The organism is Caballeronia sp. LZ062 (assembly GCF_031450785.1).
Classification (GTDB): Bacteria; Pseudomonadota; Gammaproteobacteria; order Burkholderiales; family Burkholderiaceae; genus Caballeronia.
This window is the reverse complement of record NZ_JARTWB010000002.1, coordinates 2,084,005-2,101,583: the sequence shown is the minus strand read 5'-3', so window position 1 is coordinate 2,101,583 and position 17,579 is coordinate 2,084,005. Positions and strand designations below refer to the sequence as shown.

Genomic DNA, 17,579 nt, shown 5'->3' with positions numbered 1-17,579 from the left:
CTGACTTATCGAGTGCGAGGCCGCGTCAGCGGCCCGCACCCGCAGCGCCGGCCCGATGCGGCGCGTCGCCCGGCGTGGCATATGCAAGCGGGTCGATACGGCGCATCTCCGCTTCGATCCAGCTTTCGACGCGTGCATTCACTTCTTCGGGCGAGAGACCGGCGGTGTCGATGGGCTTGCCGATCGACACCGTGACTATACCCGGATATTTCATGAACGAATTGCGCGGCCAGACGTGCCCCGCGTTATGCGCGATGGGCACGACAGGCGCGCCCGTGGCCACGGCGAAGCGCGCGCCGCCCGTCTTGTACTTGCCTTGCGCGCCGACGCGCGTGCGCGTGCCTTCCGGAAACATGATGACCCACGCGCCTTCTTCCATGCGCGCACGGCCTTGCCGCGTCACCGACGCGAACGCGTCGCGGCCCTGCGAACGGTCGATGTGCACCATCTTCAAGAGACCGAGCGCCCAGCCGAAGAACGGCACGTACAGCAGCTCACGCTTGAACACATAGCAGAGCGGACGCGGCATCAGGGCCGGAAACGCAAGCGTTTCCCACGCGGATTGATGCTTCGACAGCAGCACCGCGGGGCCATTCGGCAGGTTCTCCATGCCTTGTATCGTGTAGCGAATGCCGACGAGATACCGCAGCACGACGATCGTCGACTTGCACCAGCCGGCCGCCATCCAGTAGCGGTTGTGTGCGCGCATGAACGGAAACGCGATGAAGCAGGCGGTCGCGTACGGCACGGTGTACACGACGAAGTACAGCATCAGCAGCAGAGAACGGATGAAGCGCATGAAGCCCCGAGAGTGCGTGACGGAAAGCGGTCAGTCTTGATGCAGCGCGAGAAAGTCGAGCGCGAACGCGCGCAGGTCCTTGTGAACCTGCGTGCCTTTGGGCAGGTTGCCTTGCGCCAGCGTTTTTTCGCCCTTGCCGGTCAGCACGAGATGCACCGGAAAGCCGAGCGCCGCGCCCGCCTGAAGATCGCGCAGGGCGTCACCGACGACGGGCGTGTCTTCCGGATCGATCTCGAAACGGTCGATGATCTGCTGCAGCATGCCGGGCTTCGGCTTCCTGCAATCGCACTGGTCTTCGGCCGTATGCGGGCAGAAGAAGATCGCGTCGATGCGTCCGCCCACCGCCGCCGCCGCGCGGTTCATCTTCTGGTGCATGGCGTTGAGCGCGGCCATGTCGAAAAGACCGCGCCCGATGCCCGACTGGTTCGACGCAATCGCCACGCGATAGCCCGCCTGATTCAGCCGCGCGATGGCTTCGAGACTGCCGGGAATGGCGACCCATTCGTCCGGCGACTTGATGAACGCGTCGGAATCGACGTTGATGACGCCGTCGCGGTCCAGAATCACGAGTCGTCTGTTCATGACTTACGCCGCGAGCTTGGAGATATCGGCGACGCAGTTCATCTGCTGATGCAGCGCGCCGAGCAGGGCAAGGCGGTTGTTCCTGAGCGCCGCGTCTTCCGCGTTCACCATCACGTCGTTGAAGAACGTATCGACGCTTTCGCGCAGCGCGGCCAACGCACTCAACGCTTCCGTGTAATTGCGCGCGGCGAGCTGGCTTTGCACGCGCGGCGTCACGCTTTGAATCTGCGCGTACAGCGTCTTTTCGGCCGGCTCCACGAGCAATTCGGAATTCACCGACGAAAGCGCGCCTTGCTCCGACTTCTTCAGGATGTTCGTGATGCGCTTGTTGGCCGCCGCGAGCGATGCCGCTTCCGGCAGCGCCGCGAATTCGCGCACGGCGTCCAGGCGCGCGACGATATCGTCCAGACGCGTCGGATTCAGGCTGAGTACGGCCTCGATGTCGTTGGCTTCGAAGCCGCGTTCGCGCAACAGGCCACGCAGACGATCCAGGAAGAACGCATACACGGCTTCCGTGGAATCCGCCACTTGCGGCATGCCGGCGAACTGGCGCTGCGCGGCGGCGACGAGATCGCGCAGATCCACGGGCAGCTTCTTTTCGAGCAGGATGCGCAGCACGCCGAGCGCATGACGGCGCAGCGCGAACGGGTCTTTCTCGCCGGTCGGTGCGAGGCCGATGCCCCAGATGCCGACGATCGTTTCAAGTTTGTCGGCGAGCGCGACCGCCGCGCCGACGCCGGTGGACGGCGTGTCGTCGCCCGAGAAGCGCGGCTGATAGTGCTCCGAGCACGCGAGCGCGACTTCTTCCGGCTCCCCGTCGTGGCGCGCGTAGTACGTGCCCATCGTGCCTTGCAGTTCGGGGAATTCGCCGACCATGTCGGTGAGCAAATCCGCCTTCGCGAGTCGGGCCGCGCGGCGCGTGAGCGCGGCATCGACGCCGACCATGGGCGCGATTTCGCCCGCGAGCGCTTCGAGACGCTGCACGCGTTCGAGCGCGGAGCCGAGTTTGTTGTGATAGACAACGTTCGCCAGCAGCGGCACGCGGTCTTCCAGGCGCTTTTTCTTGTCCTGCGTGAAGAAGAACTTCGCATCCGCGAGACGCGGACGCACCACGCGCTCATTGCCTTCGATGATCTCGGCGGGCGTTTGCGTATCGATATTCGACACGATCAGGAAACGCGAGCGCAGCTTGCCGTTCGGGTCCGTGAGCGCGAAGTACTTCTGGTTCGTCTGCATCGTCAGGATCAGACATTCCTGCGGCACTTCGAGGAATTCCTCGTCGAAGCGGCACTGATAGACGACCGGCCATTCGACGAGCGCGTTCACTTCGTCGAGCAGCGATTCCGGCATCACCACGCGGTCTTCACCGGCAAACGCCTGCAATTGCGTGCGGATGGATTCGCGGCGGTCGTCGAAATTCGCGACGACATGCGCCTTCGTGCGCAGCGTCTCCGAGTAGTCGTCCGCGCTCGGAATGGCGATCAAGCCCTGCGACAAAAAGCGATGGCCGATGGTCGTATCGCCCGCATCGACGCCGAGCGCGCTCACCGGCACGACGTTGCGACCGTGCATGGCGACAAGGCGCTGCACCGGACGCACGAACTGCACGTTGGTGCCGTCCGGGCGCTGATACGTCATGACCTTCGGGATTGGCAGCTTGCTCAGCGTTTCGTCGAGCGCGGCTTGCAGGCCGTCCGCGAGCGTCGCGCCGGGCGCGGCGTAGCGCAGGAAGAACGCTTCGGCCTTGCCGTCCTGCGCGCGTTCGAGTTCGGCGAGCGGAAAGTCGGGGAAACCGAGCGCGGCGAGTTTCTTCGCGAGCGGCGGCGTGGGATTGCCTTCCTTGTCGAGCGCGACCGAAACCGGCAGCACTTTTTCGCGGACCTGCTTTTCGGGCGCGACATCGCGCACGTTTGGAATGAGCACGGCGAGGCGTCGCGGCGTCGCATATTGCTCGAACGATGCGGCGCCTTCGATCAGGTCGCGGGCGGCGAGGCGCTCGACGATGCCTTCAGCGAACGCGGTGCCGAGACGCGCGAGGGCTTTCGGCGGGAGTTCTTCGGTAAGCAGCTCGACAAGCAGGGAAGCGTGATTGGATTGCGTCATTGTTCTGTCTTGCCTCGTCAAACCTGATCGTTGTTGCTCGTTTCGCCCGGCGGCGCGCTTTCCACCTTCAGCGGCGGCGCCCAGGCCGGACGCGCGGCTTCCTGCTGATCGGTGACGAGTTCGGCGGCGGCGTGCACCGGATTGCCGAGCATCGGGAAGCCGAGACTTTCGCGGGAATCGTAATAGGCCTGAGCGACGAGACGCGACAACGCCCGAATGCGGCCGATGTACGCCGCGCGCTCGGTCACGGAAATGGCGCCGCGCGCATCGAGCAGATTGAACGTATGGCCGGCTTTCAGCACGAGTTCATAGGCAGGCAGCGCGAGCTTCGCCTCGATCATCTTCTTCGCTTCGGCTTCGTAGCTGTTGAAGAAGTTGAAGAGCAGATCGACGTTCGCGTGCTCGAAGTTGTAGGTGGACTGCTCGACTTCGTTCTGGTGATAGACGTCGCCGTAGGTCAGGCGGCGCAGCACCTTGCCGTTCGGGCCGTCTTCTTCCCACTCGGTCCAGACGAGGTCGTACACGTTCTCCACTTTCTGCAGATACATGGCGAGGCGTTCGAGACCGTACGTGATCTCGCCGAGCACCGGCTTGCAGTCCAGGCCGCCAACCTGCTGAAAGTACGTGAACTGCGTCACTTCCATGCCGTTGAGCCAGACTTCCCAGCCGAGTCCCCATGCGCCGAGCGTCGGGTTCTCCCAGTCGTCTTCGACAAAGCGCACGTCGTTCTGCTTCAGATCGAAACCGAGTGCTTCGAGCGAGCCGAGATACAGATCGAGAATGTTCTCGGGCGCGGGCTTGAGGACGACCTGATACTGATAGTAGTGCTGCAGGCGGTTGGGGTTCTCGCCATAGCGGCCGTCCTTCGGGCGGCGCGACGGCTGCACGTAGGCCGCGCGCCACGGTTCCGGACCGATGGCGCGCAGGAAGGTGTGCACGTGCGACGTGCCCGCGCCGACTTCCATGTCGATGGGCTGAAGAAGCGCGCAGCCCTTGTCGTTCCAATAGGACTGCAGCGTCAGGATGATTTGCTGAAAGGTGAGCATGTTTGCCTTTGATGCGGACCGGGCGCGCGCCGTGAGAACGCGCGGCTCCGAGGCTCGGCCGAAGTGCTAAAACCTTGAATTTTAGCTGGAACGCGGGACCGGCGGGACTTTTTGGGAAGCGGGGCGCTTGACCGGGCTGCGCGGCTGTGCGTCATTGCAGCGCGTGTCGCGCACCGGCGCGGCGTTGCGTTATATGTGAGACCCGGCCCGTCAAACCCGGCGCTTCTTCCCCGGCGCAAACGCAAACCCGAACGCCAGCAACAGCAGCGACACCACGATCACCGTCGCATTGCCGCTCGTCACGTAAGGCGTGCGCCCCGACGTGCCTTGCACACGCGCTTCGAGCACGCCGGTGGTGAACGTCGGCAGACGTGACACTACATGGCCGTTTGCCGCGATCACGGCGGTCATGCCCGTGTTTGTCGCGCGCAGGGTCGGCCGGCCGGTCTCGATAGAACGCATACGCGCGATCTGCAAATGCTGATCGAGCGCGATCGTATTGCCGAACCACGCGAGATTCGTCGAGTTGACGAGAATGCCCGCGGGCGTTTCCTGTTCGCGCAGCGTGCGCGCGATCTCTTCGCCGAAGATGTCTTCGTAGCAGACGTCGACGGCGACCGGCTGGTTACGCACGAAGAACGCCTTCTGCACGACGGGGCCGCGCGCGAGATCGCCGAGCGGAATGCCCATCAGGTTCACGAACCAGTGAAAGCCGAGCGGCACGAATTCGCCGAACGGCACAAGGTGATGCTTGTCGTAGCGGTAGACGTCGTTCACGCCCGGCGTGATGCCGAAAAGACTATTCGTGAAATCGGTCGGGCGTCCGTCGGGCTGAAGCGTGACGCCGATCGCACCGAAGAGAATTGACGAATTCGTGCGGTCCGCGAAGCTGCGGATGGCGCTTGCGAATGCCGGCGGCACTTGAACGGCCAGCACAGGCAGCGCAGTCTCCGGCGTGACGATCAGATCGGCCGGCTTCTCGGTGATGAGCCGCTTGTACACCGCGAGCGATTCATCGACGCCCGCCTGCTCGAACTTCATCTCCTGCTTCACATTGCCTTGAAGCAGTCGCACGGTGAGCGGCGCGTTCGCAGGCGTCGTCCATTGCACGAGCGAGAGCAGCATGCCGGCGACGATCAGCAGAAGCGCGGTCAATGCGGGCGCCAGCGCGCGCCGCCGCATCGCGCGGAACGCGCACACCGCTTGCACGATGCACGCAGCCACGAGCGCGAGCACCCAGGCGACGCCATACACGCCGGCAATCGCGCCGAAGCCGGCAAGCGGGCCGTCGACTTGCGCATAGCCGCTCGCGAGCCACGGAAAGCCGGTGAACACGAGCCCTCGCAGCCATTCGCCGAGCGCCCACGCGCTTGCGAACGCGAACGCGCCGTGCCAGGTGGGCGCGTAGCGCGGCGATACGTCGATCTTGCGGGCGGTGGCGGCGTCTTCATCCCCGAAGCGTGCCCGTCCCGCGACGAGCGACCAGACGAGGCTCGACAATGCCGGATACACCGCGAGATACAGCGAAAACAGCGCGACTGCGGCGGCGGCGAGCGGCGCGGCCATGCCACCGTAGTCGTGCATGCTCACATACAGCCACCAGACGCCCGTCACGAAGTTGCCGAAGCCGAAGGCCCAGCCGGTTGCTGCCGCGCTCTTCCAGCCGCTCGTGCGAGAGAGCCACGCGAAGAAGCACGAAAAGATCACGAGTTCGATCCAGCCGCCGTGCGGTGTCGGCGCGAAAGACAGCGTGTTGGCCGCGCCGAGCACCGCCGCGACGAGGTAATGCCAGAACGGGAGCGCACGCGGAGCAGCGGAAACGGACGCGTCGCGTTGACGCGAAAGGGAGCGAAACGGTGAATCGGCCATGGAGTGCGGGGTCGGCGGAGGCAAAAGGGTAATTCTCGGAGCGGTCGGCGGCGCGCACGCCGCACGTCAATCGCGCAGCTCGCTCTCGTCGTCGCCGGCCTGGCGTTGCTGCTGAGTGAGATTGGGCACGCGCCGCACCAGCAGCACGTGAATTTGGCGAGCGTCGCCGCGAAGAATTTCGAACGCGAAGTCGTCGATGCGCACTTTCTCGCCGCGATGCGGCACGCGCCCGAACCGGTGCGTCACGAGCCCGCCGATGGTGTCCACTTCCTCGTCCGAGAAGTCGGTGCCGAATTCTTCGTTGAACTGCTGAATGCCCGTCAGCGCGCGCACGCGGAACTTGCCGTCCGGCGACGCGATGATATTGCCGGTTTCCTCGTCGAAGTCGTATTCGTCCTCGATATCGCCGACGATCTGCTCCAGCACGTCCTCGATGGTGATGAGGCCCGCGACGCCGCCGTATTCATCGACGACGATCGCAATGTGATTGCGGTTCACGCGGAAGTCGTGCAGCAGCACGTTCAGGCGCTTGGACTCGGGGATGAACACGGCGGGGCGCAACATGCCGCGCACGTCGAATTCTTCTTCGGCGTAGTAGCGCAGCAGGTCTTTCGCGAGCAGTACGCCGATGATGTTGTCGCGATTGCCTTCGTACACCGGATAGCGCGAGTGCGCTTTTTCCAGCACGAAGGGGATGAACTCGGCGGGCGTTTCCGCGATGTTGATGGCGTCCATCTGTGCGCGCGGAATCATGATGTCGCGTGCGCAGAGATCGGACACCTGAAAGACGCCTTCGATCATCGAAAGCGAATCGGCGTCGAGCAGGTTGCGCTCGTGCGCATCCTGCAGCACTTCCAAAAGCTCGTCGCGCGACTCGGGTTCGTGCGAGATGAAATCGGTCAGACGCTCGAGCAGCGAGCGTTTCTCTTGCGGTTTGTCGGCGTGGCGTCGACTGGGATAGGGTTCGTTCATAGCGGAGCGCCCGGGAAGACCCGGGCGCGAATTATCAGAAACTTAAGCATACACCAAGGTAAAACGCGGGCTGCGTGGTGCGGCGCGCGTAGCGAAACGCTCCACGATGGTAGCCCACCGATGTGCAAAAAAGGTGTCAGGCGGGCGTCGTTAGCCGATCGGCCAATGCCCTTTCTCGTCTGCATGAAGATCACTCGCCGCCCTGACACCGCCGGAGCAGCGCTTCGAGCGCGCGGTCGGGCATGCCGCTTTCGCGCAATGCTTCTACCGTGCGGCTCACGTAGTCGAGCGTGGTGCCGTATCGGCCGCTCGCGCAGCCAAAGACGGTGCGGATGACCGCATCGGCCAGCTTGCCTGTGTAGGACGTGGCATCACGGCGCATGACGAACGCGAGCGCCGTCACGCGCCGTCCGTCGATCAGCGTGCAGGGCAGCCACGCCGGCCGGTACGACGCCATCGACATTTCGCGCCGCCACAGCACGTCCAGATGCGCCTCCGTCTCGGGGCCGCCGAGCCGGAACGCCATGCCGGTGCAGGAGCCGCCGCGATCGAGCGCGAGCACCAGACCCGGCTGCTCCGGCGTGCCGCGATTCACACGCGACCACAGATACAGCCCGCGATGATAGCCGTGCACCTTGGCGCGCACCGCTTCGAGCGTCGGCAAACCCGGGTTCCAGATCAACGACCCATAGCCGAACAGCCAGAGGTCCGACATGCGGTCCCAGTGGGTCAACGCCGCTTCGCGCGAGGCGGCAAGTTCCTCGTCAGTGAGAAGCGGCGTCTCGAGGAGCGCCGGCGGATAGTCCGGGCGAAGCGGCGGAGCATCGAGCGGCGAACTCTCGGAAGCGGGCGTGGACTCGGGTGTCTTGTCGTTCACGGTGCGGACGGGGCAGCGGATCGGCGGAAGTCAGACTAATGGCACGTAAGGATCGGGAAAGCCGAGCGATTGCATGATGTCCGTTTCGATGGACTCCATCTCTTGCGCTTCGCTCTCGACCTCGTGGTCGTAGCCCTGCGCATGCAGCGTGCCGTGCACGATCAGATGCGCGTAATGCGCGTCGAGCGGCTTGCCTTGCTCGCTGGCCTCGCGTTCGACCACCGGACAGCACAGAATCAGATCGCCCGAGACGGGATCGTCCTCGGATTCGGCATAGGCGAAGGTCAGCACGTTCGTCGCGTAATCCTTCTGCCGATACGTGCGATTCAGCATGCGGCCTTCTTCTTCGTCGACGAAGCGGACCGTCAATTCCGCGTCCGCGAAGAGCGACGCCTTGATCCAGCGGGCGACCGTCGCACGCGGCAGCATGGCCTTGTGCGACGGAAACGCCTTTGCAGCGGGGAACTGCAGGTTCAGCGTGAGGCTCGGTTTCATGCAGGTTTTTGCGACTGCTGCGCCGCACGCGCGGCCTCGGCGAGCGCGGCGTCTTTCTGCGACTGCGCGTCGTAAGCCTCGACGATACGCGCGACGAGCGGATGCCGCACCACGTCAGCCGACGTGAAGTGCGTCATGGCGATGCCGCGCACCTCCGACAGCACGTGCTGCGCTTCGATCAGCCCGCTCTTGTGGCCGCGCGGCAGGTCGACCTGCGTCGTGTCGCCGGTCACGACCGCCTTCGAGCCGAAGCCGATACGCGTGAGAAACATCTTCATCTGCTCGGGCGTGGTGTTCTGCGCCTCGTCCAGAATGATGAACGCGTGGTTCAGCGTGCGGCCGCGCATGTAAGCGAGTGGCGCGATTTCGATCATCTGGCGCTCGAACATCTTCGCGGTCTTGTCGAAACCGAGGAGATCGTAAAGGGCGTCGTAAAGCGGACGCAGATACGGATCGACCTTCTGCGCAAGATCGCCCGGCAAAAAGCCGAGCCGCTCGCCAGCCTCGACGGCCGGACGGGTCAGCACGATGCGCTTGACTTGATCGCGCTCCAGCGCATCCACGGCGCAGGCGACGGCGAGATACGTCTTGCCTGTACCCGCCGGTCCGATGCCGAACGTCACATCGTGCGCGACGATCTGCTTCAGGTACTGGCGCTGCATGGCCGTTCGGCCACGCAGATCGGCGCGGCGCGTGTAGAGCGTCGGCCCGTGATCTTCGTCCTCGCCGAGATCCATCGTGGCGCTGGGCTCGTCGAACGGGTGATCGGGATCGCCGCGAAAACGCGGGTCGTTCTGCCCGTCGTCGTCGCCGTTCTGCCCGGCTTCCTTCGCAAGCCGCGCCGCATGGCTTGCCTCAACGAGCGCGAGCTGGATATCGTCGACGGAGATGGGATCGCGGGCGCGGTTGTAAAAATTCTCGAGCGCCGCGAGCGCCACTTTGGCGCCCCGGCCACGAATCGAAATCTTGTGCCCACGCCGCGACAGCGTCACGTCGAGCGCCTGTTCGATCTGTCTCAGATTTTCGTCGAGCGGGCCACAGAGGTTCGCGAGCCGCGCGTTGTCCTCGCGCGGAGCGGTGAATTCGAGATGCTGCTGGGGAGCGTTCTTCAAGGCGGGGTGGGTGTCCTGTCCGGTCTCGTAGGATTAATTGGCAAGCTCGGGGGCGGCCGTCTCGGGTGCGAGCACGAGCGCGCCGCGCAGCGAATGCGGATACGCGTGATTGATTTCGACGTCGATCATCTGGCCGATGAGCCGCGCGTGGGAAGCCAGCGGCGCCGGGAAATTCACGACGCGGTTGTTCGCCGTACGTCCGGCGAGTTCGCTCGGATCCTTGCGCGACGGGCCTTCTACCAAAATGCGCTGCACCGTGCCAACCATCGAGTTGCTGATTCTCACGACGTTTTCCTCGATCGTCGCCTGCAAATGCTGCAAGCGCCTGAGCTTGACTTCGCGGGGCGTGTCGTCGTGCAGGTTTGCAGCCGGCGTGCCTGGGCGCGGGCTGTAGATGAAAGAAAAGCTCGTGTCGTAGCTCATTTCCTCGACGAGCGCCATCATCTTCGCGAAATCGTCCTCCGTTTCGCCCGGAAAGCCGACGATAAAGTCCGTCGACAGCGACAAATCCGGACGAATTGCCCGCAGGCGGCGAATGACCGACTTGTATTCGAGCACGGTATAGCCGCGTTTCATCGCCATCAGAACGCGGTCCGAGCCGTGTTGCACCGGTAAATGCAGGTGCGAGACGAGCTTCGGCACCTTCGCGTAGGTGTCGATGAGGCGCTGCGTGAATTCCTTCGGGTGCGAAGTCGTGTAACGAATACGTTCGATGCCCGGCACTTCCGCGACGTACTCGATGAGCGTGGCGAAGTCCGCGATCTCGTGCGCTCCGGCCGTCAACGCGCCGCGGTAAGCGTTCACGTTCTGGCCAAGCAGGGTGACTTCGCGCACGCCCTGATCGGCGAGGCCGGCGATTTCGGTCAGCACGTCGTCGAGCGGGCGCGAGACTTCCTCGCCCCGCGTGTAAGGCACGACGCAATAACTACAGTATTTGCTGCACCCTTCCATGATGGACACGAACGCGCTCGGCCCTTCGACGCGCGCCGGCGGCAGGTGATCGAACTTCTCAATCTCCGGAAAGGTGATATCGACCTGCGCGCGGCCCGTGGCGCGCCGCTTGTCGATCATCGCCGGCAAGCGATGCAGCGTCTGCGGACCGAACACGATATCGACATACGGCGCGCGCGCGACGATCGACGCGCCTTCCTGACTGGCGACGCAACCGCCGACGCCAATCAGCAGATTGGGGTTTGCTTCCTTGAGCTCGCGCACGCGGCCGAGGTCCGAGAACACCTTCTCCTGCGCTTTTTCGCGCACGGAGCACGTATTGAAGAGGATGACGTCCGCGTCTTCGGGGGTGTCGGTCTTGACGAGTCCTTCAGCGGCACCGAGCACGTCGACCATCTTGTCGGAGTCGTACTCGTTCATCTGGCAGCCGAAGGTTTTTACGTAAACTTTCTTGGTCATGAATGGGTCGCCGGTCGCAGTGGTTAACCTGGGGGCGTTTATGGAACGTAGAAGGAGCGGATAAAGATTCAGCGGTTTTGCGCGAAACTGCGCTGATTTCGCTTGCGTTTAGCCGCATATTATAGCGCGCAGCACTTTCTGGCGCTTTTGGCCGGCAGGGCTGAAGGCGGCTGTCGCGGGAGCGTGGGCCTGATCCCGCGCGGCGCTCAGGACACATCACGCATCCGCCCAAGCCTTCGCTGCGGCGACCGCCCGCCGCCAGCCAGCGAGACACGGTTCTATCTCCGACGCGGACATCGACGGCTGAAAACGCCGGTCTAGTTGCCATTGGGCTTTCAGTTCCCCGATATCCTTCCAATAGCCCACCGCGAGCCCGGCGAGATAGGCTGCCCCGAGCGCCGTGGTTTCCGCGACGCGCGGGCGAGTCGCGTCGACGCCGAGCAAATCCGCCTGGAACTGCATCAGCAAGTCGTTGGAACAGGCTCCGCCGTCCACACGCAGTTCAGCGATGGACATGCCCGAGTCTGCTTCCATTGCTTTCAGCACGTCGAGCGATTGGTACGCGATGGAATCCAGCGCCGCTCGCGCAATATGGCTCGACGTGGTGCCGCGCGTGACGCCGAAAAGCGTTCCGCGCGCACGCGGATTCCAGTGCGGCGCGCCGAGCCCGGCGAATGCGGGCACGAGGTAGACGCCGTCGCTGTGGGGTACGGCGCGCGCCAGCGACTCCACTTCGCTCGCGTGACGGATCAGCCCGAGCCCGTCGCGCAGCCATTGCACGACGGCGCCCGCAATAAAAATGCTCCCCTCCAGCGCATAGTCGACGCGATCTCCGATTTGCCACGCAACGGTCGTCACCAAATTGTTGCGCGACTCGATCGGTTTGTCGCCCGTGTTCATGACGAGGAAGCATCCCGTGCCGTACGTGTTCTTGACCATGCCGCTCTCCGTGCACATCTGGCCGAAGAGCGCGGCGTGCTGGTCTCCCGCGAGCGACGCGATCGGGATCTCGGCGGCAAGCAGGCTGCCGTGCATCCTCCCGTAGACCTCGGACGACGCGCGCACTTCGGGAAGCATGCTGCGCGGAATGTCGAATGCGTCGAGCAGCTCGTCGTCCCAGCGGCGCGCGTGGATATCGAAAAGCATGGTGCGCGACGCGTTCGTGATGTCCGTGACGTGCAGGCCCCGGCGGGTGAAGTTCCAGACGAGCCAGCTGTCGACGGTGCCGAAGGCGAGCCGTCCCTGCTTCGCCTTGTCCCGCGCGCCTTCGACGTTGTCCAGAATCCACCGGATTTTCGTGGCGGAGAAGTACGAGTCGATGGGCAAGCCGGTTTTCGCGCGGACCATCGGCTCCAGTCCGCGAGCCTTGAGTTCGTCGCAAAACGCGGCGGTGCGACGGTCCTGCCAGACGATCGCGTTATACACCGGCCTGCCGGTCTCGCGGTCCCACACGATGGTAGTTTCCCGCTGGTTCGTGATGCCCACCGCCGCGATCGACGATGCGTTCAGTCCCGCTCGCGTCACGGCTTCGGCCGCGACGCCCGCCTGTGTCGACCAGATCTCCAGCGGATCATGCTCGACCCAGCCTGCACGCGGATAAATCTGGCGAAACTCCTTCTGAGCGACGGACACGATATTCCCGCTTCTGTCGAACAGCATGGCGCGCGAGCTTGTCGTGCCCTGGTCGAGCGCAAGGACGATTTGATCCTGCATGGTCATCTCCGAGGTTGAGCGGGCATCGGCCGTGCGAAGTCCGCATGCGCAATCTATCGGAGGCGCGGCGAGCGGACAACCTGGCCGAATGGCATAGGCAAAATGGACGGTTCACGCTCGCCGTGATTCGGCCTATGCCATTCGGCCGAGTGGCGGCAACGCGGCGATCGTCCGATACTGGCGGCTCAATCGTGCGAAGGGTGAGTGCAATGCGAAAGTGGATCGTGACGGGCACGCTGGCGGCAGCCGTATCGGCCGCCTGCGTGTCGACGCCGAGTCTGGACGGCTCGTTCGGCGCGCCGTCGTTCGGCGCGCTGCAGGACATGTGCGGAACTTCGTCGACAGATTGGGGCGCCGACGCGCAGTCCGTGTATTCGGCATTCTTCGACGCGTATGTCGCCGAGCGGCGGGGCGGCTTGTCGAAGGAGCGCTTCTGCGTATTTCAGGCGGGCATCGCCGATCGGCATCGCGCCTATGTGAACAATCCGGGTCCCGAAGCGCAAAGCGCATGGGCGAACTTTCTGCTGGATCAGCGCGCTCAGGCGCTAAGCTGGCGCGCCGCCGTGGACCCGACGCTGCGCGCGGGATAAGGAACCTCGGGGAGGATGGGACGCAGCCGGAGCGCCGCGTCCCGTACGCTGCTACGAGAACCGCTTGAAAGCCTTGATGGTGGAATTGCCGGTCGCGGTGAGGCGCCATCGTTCTCGTCCGGACGCGAGTCTTTCAAGCTGGACGAGTTGGCGTTCGAGAAGGGCGTCGAGTTCCTCGCGTTCCATATCGACTTGATTGGGCGCTTCCTGAACCAAAAGCAGCGTGGCAAATTCATGCGGACTCAGCATCGTGTTCTCCATGACGACCGAAACGCAGGCCGGTCAACTGCAACCTTCCGGCTCTGCGGTTCGAAACGTTGTGCGGGAACTGCAAACTGTCGGGCTTTCCTCGTTGTTTCTCTGAGTGAAGCGCCGGGAATTGGGATTGTAGGCAAGCGTCTGAGGAGTGCCAATCAGACTGCCCAAAATTTCGGCTTTGACATTTCGCGCGTGCGGAAGCGGTTCGCCCGACGCGTCGATTCGAAGAATCCACATGAGCATTACGCCGCACCGCACAGAAGAAGCGGTGCCCAGATTCATGCTCGCGTTTCATTAATTTATACGATAAATGAATTTGTTTAGCCTTACGGCGGCAATGCAATATGCTTCTTTTGCCGCATCAACTAATCACTCGCCCGCTAGCTCTGGCCGCTACTAGCTTGCTCGCAACCCGGACTTCATTCATGACCCGCTTCAATTGGCAGAATCCTTATCCCACGCCGCGTCTTCCGGTGTTCGCGCGAAATATCGTTTCTACGTCGCATCCGCTGGCGGCTCAGGCCGGTCTGCGCATGTTGTGGAAAGGCGGTAACGCCGTCGATGCGGCCATCGCGGCGGCGGCGGCCATTACTATCGTGGAACCGGTGTCGAACGGGCTGGGCGGCGATGCTTTCGCGCTCGTCTGGGACGGCAGCAAGCTGCACGGGCTGAACGCGTCCGGAGTCGCGCCGGCGGCGTGGAACGTCGACTACTTCCGTCGCAAGTACGGTGAAGAGAACGGTCTGGCGCGCCAGCCCAAGCGCGGCTGGGACGCGGTCACGGTGCCGGGCGTCATCGCGGGATGGGAAGCGTTGCACGCGAAATTCGGATCGCTGCCGTTTGCTGATCTGATGGAGCCTGCCATCGAGATCGCGGAGCGCGGACACGCGGTCGCGAGCATCGTCGCTTACAAGTGGGCTGCAGCTGTGCCTGAAATGAAGGATCAGCCTGGCTTTGCCGACGTGTTCATGCCGCACGGCCGAGCGCCGGAAGTCAGCGAACTCGTGCGCATGCCCGGCCATGCGAACACCTTGCGTGCGCTCGCCGAAGACGGTCCGCGTGCGTTTTACGAAGGCGAACTGGCGGAACGCATCGCGGCGTTCTCGCGCGAGGGCGGCGGCGCCATGACGCTGGACGACTTGCGCAACTATCGCGCGGACTGGGTCGAGCCGATCAGCAAGGACTATCGCGGATACACCGTCCATGAGATTCCGCCGAACGGGCAGGGCATCGCGGCACTCATCGCGCTGGGCATTCTCGACAAGTTCGACGTGAGCGCGCTGACTGTCGATCGAATCGAGTCGCAGCATCTGCAAATCGAAGCCATGAAGCTCGCGTTCGCGGACGTGTATCGCTACGTCGCGGATCCGCGCTCGATGGAAGTCACGCCCGAGCAGATGCTCGACGATGCCTACCTCACCGAGCGCGCGAAGCTTATCGACCCGGCGCGAGCCACGCGATTCGACTTCGGGATGCCCAAGGCAGGCGGCACCATTTATATGTCGGTGGCGGACGAGCGCGGCATGATGGTGAGCTTCATCCAGTCGAATTACATGGGCTTCGGTTCGGGCGTGGTGGTGCCGAATACGGGTATCGCGTTGCAGAACCGTGGCTGCGGTTTCTCAATGGACCCGAAGTCCGCGAACGTCGTGGAAGGTGGCAAGCGTCCGTTCCATACCATCATTCCCGCATTCGTCACGCAGGAAAGGGATGGCCGCCGCGACGCCGTGATGAGCTTCGGCGTGATGGGCGGCGACATGCAGCCGCAAGGGCATCTGCAGTCCATCGTGCGCATGATGGACTACGGCCAGCAACCGCAGGCCGCGTGCGACGCGCCGCGCTGGAAGGTGAACCGCGACTTCACCATCGACATCGAAGCCACGCTGGACCTCGAGACGGCACGCGCGCTGGAAGGCATGGGCCATACGATCAAGTCCATCGACGACCCGTACATGGATTTCGGCTCCGGCCAGTACATCTGGAAGCTGGACCGTGACGATCCCGAGCGCGGTTACGTCGCAGCGAGCGACAGCCGCCGCGACGGTCTCGCCGCCGGCTTCTAGCAAGCGCGGCTGCCTGCGCTGACACGCGGGCGGCCGCCTCTTTCCACGACTTCACAGCTTCGCACTGCCCGAGCACGGTGCGAACGGTGGCGCACGCCCGCGCATTGCTGCACCCAGGCAAGCGCACGAACGCACGCATCAGGACGAGATCATGAACCAACGGGCGCACGAAACGCCGGTTTCACGCAACGCCGCCGCGACGCCTGCCACGGGCGTTTCCGATGCGACGTCGGCCACGCTGTCCAAGTCGATGGTCCGCCGCATCGTCTTTTCGTCGTCTGTCGGCAATGCGCTCGAATGGTTCGATTTCCTCGTCTACGGCTATTTCGCCGCGATCATCGCGAAGGCGTTTTTTCCGTCGCATGACGAATGGCTCTCGACCATGCTCGCCATCGGCACGTTCGGCATTTCGTTTTTGATGCGTCCGCTCGGAGCGATCGTGCTCGGCATTTACGCGGACCGCAACGGTCGCAAGTCGGCACTGACGCTCGCCATCCTGCTGATGATGATCGGCACGCTCACCATGGCGGTCATGCCGTCTTACCAGCACATCGGCATCGCTGCGCCGCTCCTGATCCTGCTTGCGCGGCTGATCCAGGGCTTCGCGGTGGGCGGCGAGTTCGGCAGCGCGACCGCCTTCATGGTCGAGCACAGCGAAGCTAGGCGCGGCTATTACGCGAGCTGGCAGTTCGCCAGTCAAGGGCTCGCCGCAATCATGGCCGCCGCGTTCGGCTCGCTTCTGACGGCATGGCTGCCGCAGCCGCAACTCGAGTCGTGGGGCTGGCGCATTCCGTTCGTGTTCGGGCTGCTGATCGGACCGGTCGGTTATTACATCCGCTCGCACCTCGATGAAACGCCCGAGTTCCTCGCCGCGCGCCCCGCTAAGAATGACGCGCGGGCGCCGGGCGTCTCGTTCTCGAATCAGTGGGTGAACCTGCTGCTCGCGGTCGGTATCGTCGCGCAGTCGACAGTCGGGGTGTACGTGCTGCAACTCTATATGCCGATGTACGCCGTCAAGCAACTACACCTTCCCGCCACGGCGTCGTTCGCCGTCGTGGTGCTCAACGGCGGATTGCAGTTCATCTTTTCGCCGATCATGGGTGCGTTGTCGGACCGGCTCGGGCGCATTCGCATCATGCTCGGTACATCGGTCATCATGGGGCTCTCCATTTATCCGATGTTCGCGTGGCTTCAGGCCTCACCGACCGTGCTCTCGCTCGTCGTGCTTCAGTCGGCGGCAGGCGTCCTGAAAGCCGCGTATTCCGGTCCGATGCCCGCGCTCATGTCCGAGATCTTTCCGACGCGCGTGCGCTCGACCGGCCTGTCCATCGGCTATGCGCTCGGCGTGACGCTCTTCGGAGGATTCGCGCCGACTATCGTGGAGGCGTTCATTCACGTCACCGGCGACAAACTCGCGCCCAGCTACTACGTGCTGCTCGCCGCGATTTTGTCGGGCGTGTCGCTCGCGATCGTCGCGTGGCGCATGCGCGGTGCACGCGGCTGACCGCCTCGCGCCAGTTCGTCGCTTTGGCCCTATCGCCTCACCGCCGCACGCGTTCAGCATGTGCGGCACGCTTCCTGCTCTATGCTGGCCCACTGCAGCCGCTCATCCAAGACGTAGAAAATTGACGCACGGCAACGCGCGCACGGAACCGCGCCGCGCGGCGCAAGTCTGTCCCCATGTCTGCAA

15 protein-coding genes are annotated in these 17,579 nt (G+C 63.8%); 3 read left to right on the top strand and 12 right to left on the bottom strand.

Annotated elements, in window-relative coordinates:
• Positions 1-25: 25 nt before the first annotated feature.
• The 11 genes from P9239_RS15830 to glpK form a co-directional block, all read right to left on the bottom strand.
• The gene (locus tag P9239_RS15830) at positions 26-799 is read right to left on the bottom strand and encodes a lysophospholipid acyltransferase family protein (protein WP_309752480.1); all 774 of its coding nucleotides are present in this window, start codon (positions 797-799) and stop codon (positions 26-28) included.
• Positions 800-829: 30 nt separating this feature from the next.
• Positions 830-1,381 (bottom strand): D-glycero-beta-D-manno-heptose 1,7-bisphosphate 7-phosphatase, encoded by a 552-nt coding sequence (gene gmhB / locus P9239_RS15825; RefSeq protein ID WP_309752478.1) that lies wholly within the window; start codon positions 1,379-1,381, stop codon positions 830-832.
• 3 nt (positions 1,382-1,384) lie between these two features.
• On the bottom strand, positions 1,385-3,484 hold the full coding sequence (gene glyS / locus P9239_RS15820) for a glycine--tRNA ligase subunit beta (RefSeq protein ID WP_309752477.1): 2,100 nt from the start codon (positions 3,482-3,484) through the stop codon (positions 1,385-1,387).
• 17 nt (positions 3,485-3,501) lie between these two features.
• A complete protein-coding gene (gene glyQ, locus P9239_RS15815) occupies positions 3,502-4,530 on the bottom strand; it encodes a glycine--tRNA ligase subunit alpha (protein WP_309752476.1) in 1,029 nt (342 codons plus the stop codon).
• Positions 4,531-4,740: 210 nt separating this feature from the next.
• Positions 4,741-6,399: an apolipoprotein N-acyltransferase gene (gene lnt, locus P9239_RS15810; protein ID WP_309752474.1), complete on the bottom strand. Its 1,659-nt coding sequence runs from the start codon at positions 6,397-6,399 to the stop codon at positions 4,741-4,743.
• A 66-nt stretch (positions 6,400-6,465) separates the two neighbouring features.
• Complete coding sequence (locus P9239_RS15805) at positions 6,466-7,371, bottom strand: transporter associated domain-containing protein (RefSeq protein ID WP_309752473.1); 906 nt, start codon at positions 7,369-7,371, stop codon at positions 6,466-6,468.
• 190 nt (positions 7,372-7,561) lie between these two features.
• Positions 7,562-8,248, bottom strand: coding sequence for a gamma-glutamylcyclotransferase (locus P9239_RS15800; protein ID WP_309752471.1), 687 nt, complete (start codon positions 8,246-8,248; stop codon positions 7,562-7,564).
• Between the two features lie 30 nt (positions 8,249-8,278).
• Entirely contained in the window at positions 8,279-8,743 is a 465-nt protein-coding gene (gene ybeY / locus P9239_RS15795) for an rRNA maturation RNase YbeY (protein WP_309752469.1), read from the bottom strand.
• Positions 8,740-9,855: a PhoH family protein gene (locus P9239_RS15790; RefSeq protein ID WP_309752467.1), complete on the bottom strand. Its 1,116-nt coding sequence runs from the start codon at positions 9,853-9,855 to the stop codon at positions 8,740-8,742. The genes ybeY and P9239_RS15790 overlap by 4 nt, the downstream gene beginning before the upstream one ends.
• Positions 9,856-9,888: 33 nt before the next feature.
• Entirely contained in the window at positions 9,889-11,265 is a 1,377-nt protein-coding gene (gene miaB / locus P9239_RS15785; protein WP_309752464.1) for a tRNA (N6-isopentenyl adenosine(37)-C2)-methylthiotransferase MiaB, read from the bottom strand.
• Positions 11,266-11,481: 216 nt separating this feature from the next.
• Positions 11,482-12,978, bottom strand: coding sequence for a glycerol kinase GlpK (gene glpK, locus P9239_RS15780; protein ID WP_309752462.1), 1,497 nt, complete (start codon positions 12,976-12,978; stop codon positions 11,482-11,484).
• A gap of 209 nt (positions 12,979-13,187) precedes the next feature.
• On the opposite strand from glpK, the gene P9239_RS15775 reads away from it, so the two are divergent.
• Entirely contained in the window at positions 13,188-13,568 is a 381-nt protein-coding gene (locus tag P9239_RS15775; RefSeq protein ID WP_309752460.1) for a hypothetical protein, read from the top strand.
• Positions 13,569-13,619: 51 nt separating this feature from the next.
• On the opposite strand, the gene P9239_RS15770 is transcribed toward P9239_RS15775, so the two are convergent.
• Positions 13,620-13,817, bottom strand: a complete 198-nt coding sequence (locus P9239_RS15770; RefSeq protein ID WP_309752458.1) for a hypothetical protein — start codon at positions 13,815-13,817, stop codon at positions 13,620-13,622.
• A 434-nt stretch (positions 13,818-14,251) separates the two neighbouring features.
• On the opposite strand from P9239_RS15770, the gene ggt reads away from it, so the two are divergent.
• Positions 14,252-15,889: a gamma-glutamyltransferase gene (ggt, locus tag P9239_RS15765; RefSeq protein WP_309752456.1), complete on the top strand. Its 1,638-nt coding sequence runs from the start codon at positions 14,252-14,254 to the stop codon at positions 15,887-15,889.
• A 151-nt stretch (positions 15,890-16,040) separates the two neighbouring features.
• Complete coding sequence (locus P9239_RS15760; RefSeq protein ID WP_404979999.1) at positions 16,041-17,393, top strand: MFS transporter; 1,353 nt, start codon at positions 16,041-16,043, stop codon at positions 17,391-17,393.
• Positions 17,394-17,579: the final 186 nt, after the last annotated feature.

What these genes read in the sequence shown, in the direction of transcription:
- glyQ (WP_309752476.1), bottom strand. Translation starts at nt 4,530, where the DNA reads ATGCTCACCTTTCAGCAAATCATCCTGACGCTGCAGTCCTATTGGAAC.
- ggt (WP_309752456.1), top strand. Translation starts at nt 14,252, where the DNA reads ATGACCCGCTTCAATTGGCAGAATCCTTATCCCACGCCGCGTCTTCCG.
- P9239_RS15805 (WP_309752473.1), bottom strand. Translation starts at nt 7,371, where the DNA reads ATGAACGAACCCTATCCCAGTCGACGCCACGCCGACAAACCGCAAGAG.
- P9239_RS15760 (WP_404979999.1), top strand. Translation starts at nt 16,041, where the DNA reads ATGAACCAACGGGCGCACGAAACGCCGGTTTCACGCAACGCCGCCGCG.
- P9239_RS15770 (WP_309752458.1), bottom strand. Translation starts at nt 13,817, where the DNA reads ATGCTGAGTCCGCATGAATTTGCCACGCTGCTTTTGGTTCAGGAAGCG.
- P9239_RS15775 (WP_309752460.1), top strand. Translation starts at nt 13,188, where the DNA reads ATGCGAAAGTGGATCGTGACGGGCACGCTGGCGGCAGCCGTATCGGCC.
- glyS (WP_309752477.1), bottom strand. Translation starts at nt 3,484, where the DNA reads ATGACGCAATCCAATCACGCTTCCCTGCTTGTCGAGCTGCTTACCGAA.
- ybeY (WP_309752469.1), bottom strand. Translation starts at nt 8,743, where the DNA reads ATGAAACCGAGCCTCACGCTGAACCTGCAGTTCCCCGCTGCAAAGGCG.
- P9239_RS15830 (WP_309752480.1), bottom strand. Translation starts at nt 799, where the DNA reads ATGCGCTTCATCCGTTCTCTGCTGCTGATGCTGTACTTCGTCGTGTAC.
- glpK (WP_309752462.1), bottom strand. Translation starts at nt 12,978, where the DNA reads ATGCAGGATCAAATCGTCCTTGCGCTCGACCAGGGCACGACAAGCTCG.
- gmhB (WP_309752478.1), bottom strand. Translation starts at nt 1,381, where the DNA reads ATGAACAGACGACTCGTGATTCTGGACCGCGACGGCGTCATCAACGTC.
- lnt (WP_309752474.1), bottom strand. Translation starts at nt 6,399, where the DNA reads ATGGCCGATTCACCGTTTCGCTCCCTTTCGCGTCAACGCGACGCGTCC.
- miaB (WP_309752464.1), bottom strand. Translation starts at nt 11,265, where the DNA reads ATGACCAAGAAAGTTTACGTAAAAACCTTCGGCTGCCAGATGAACGAG.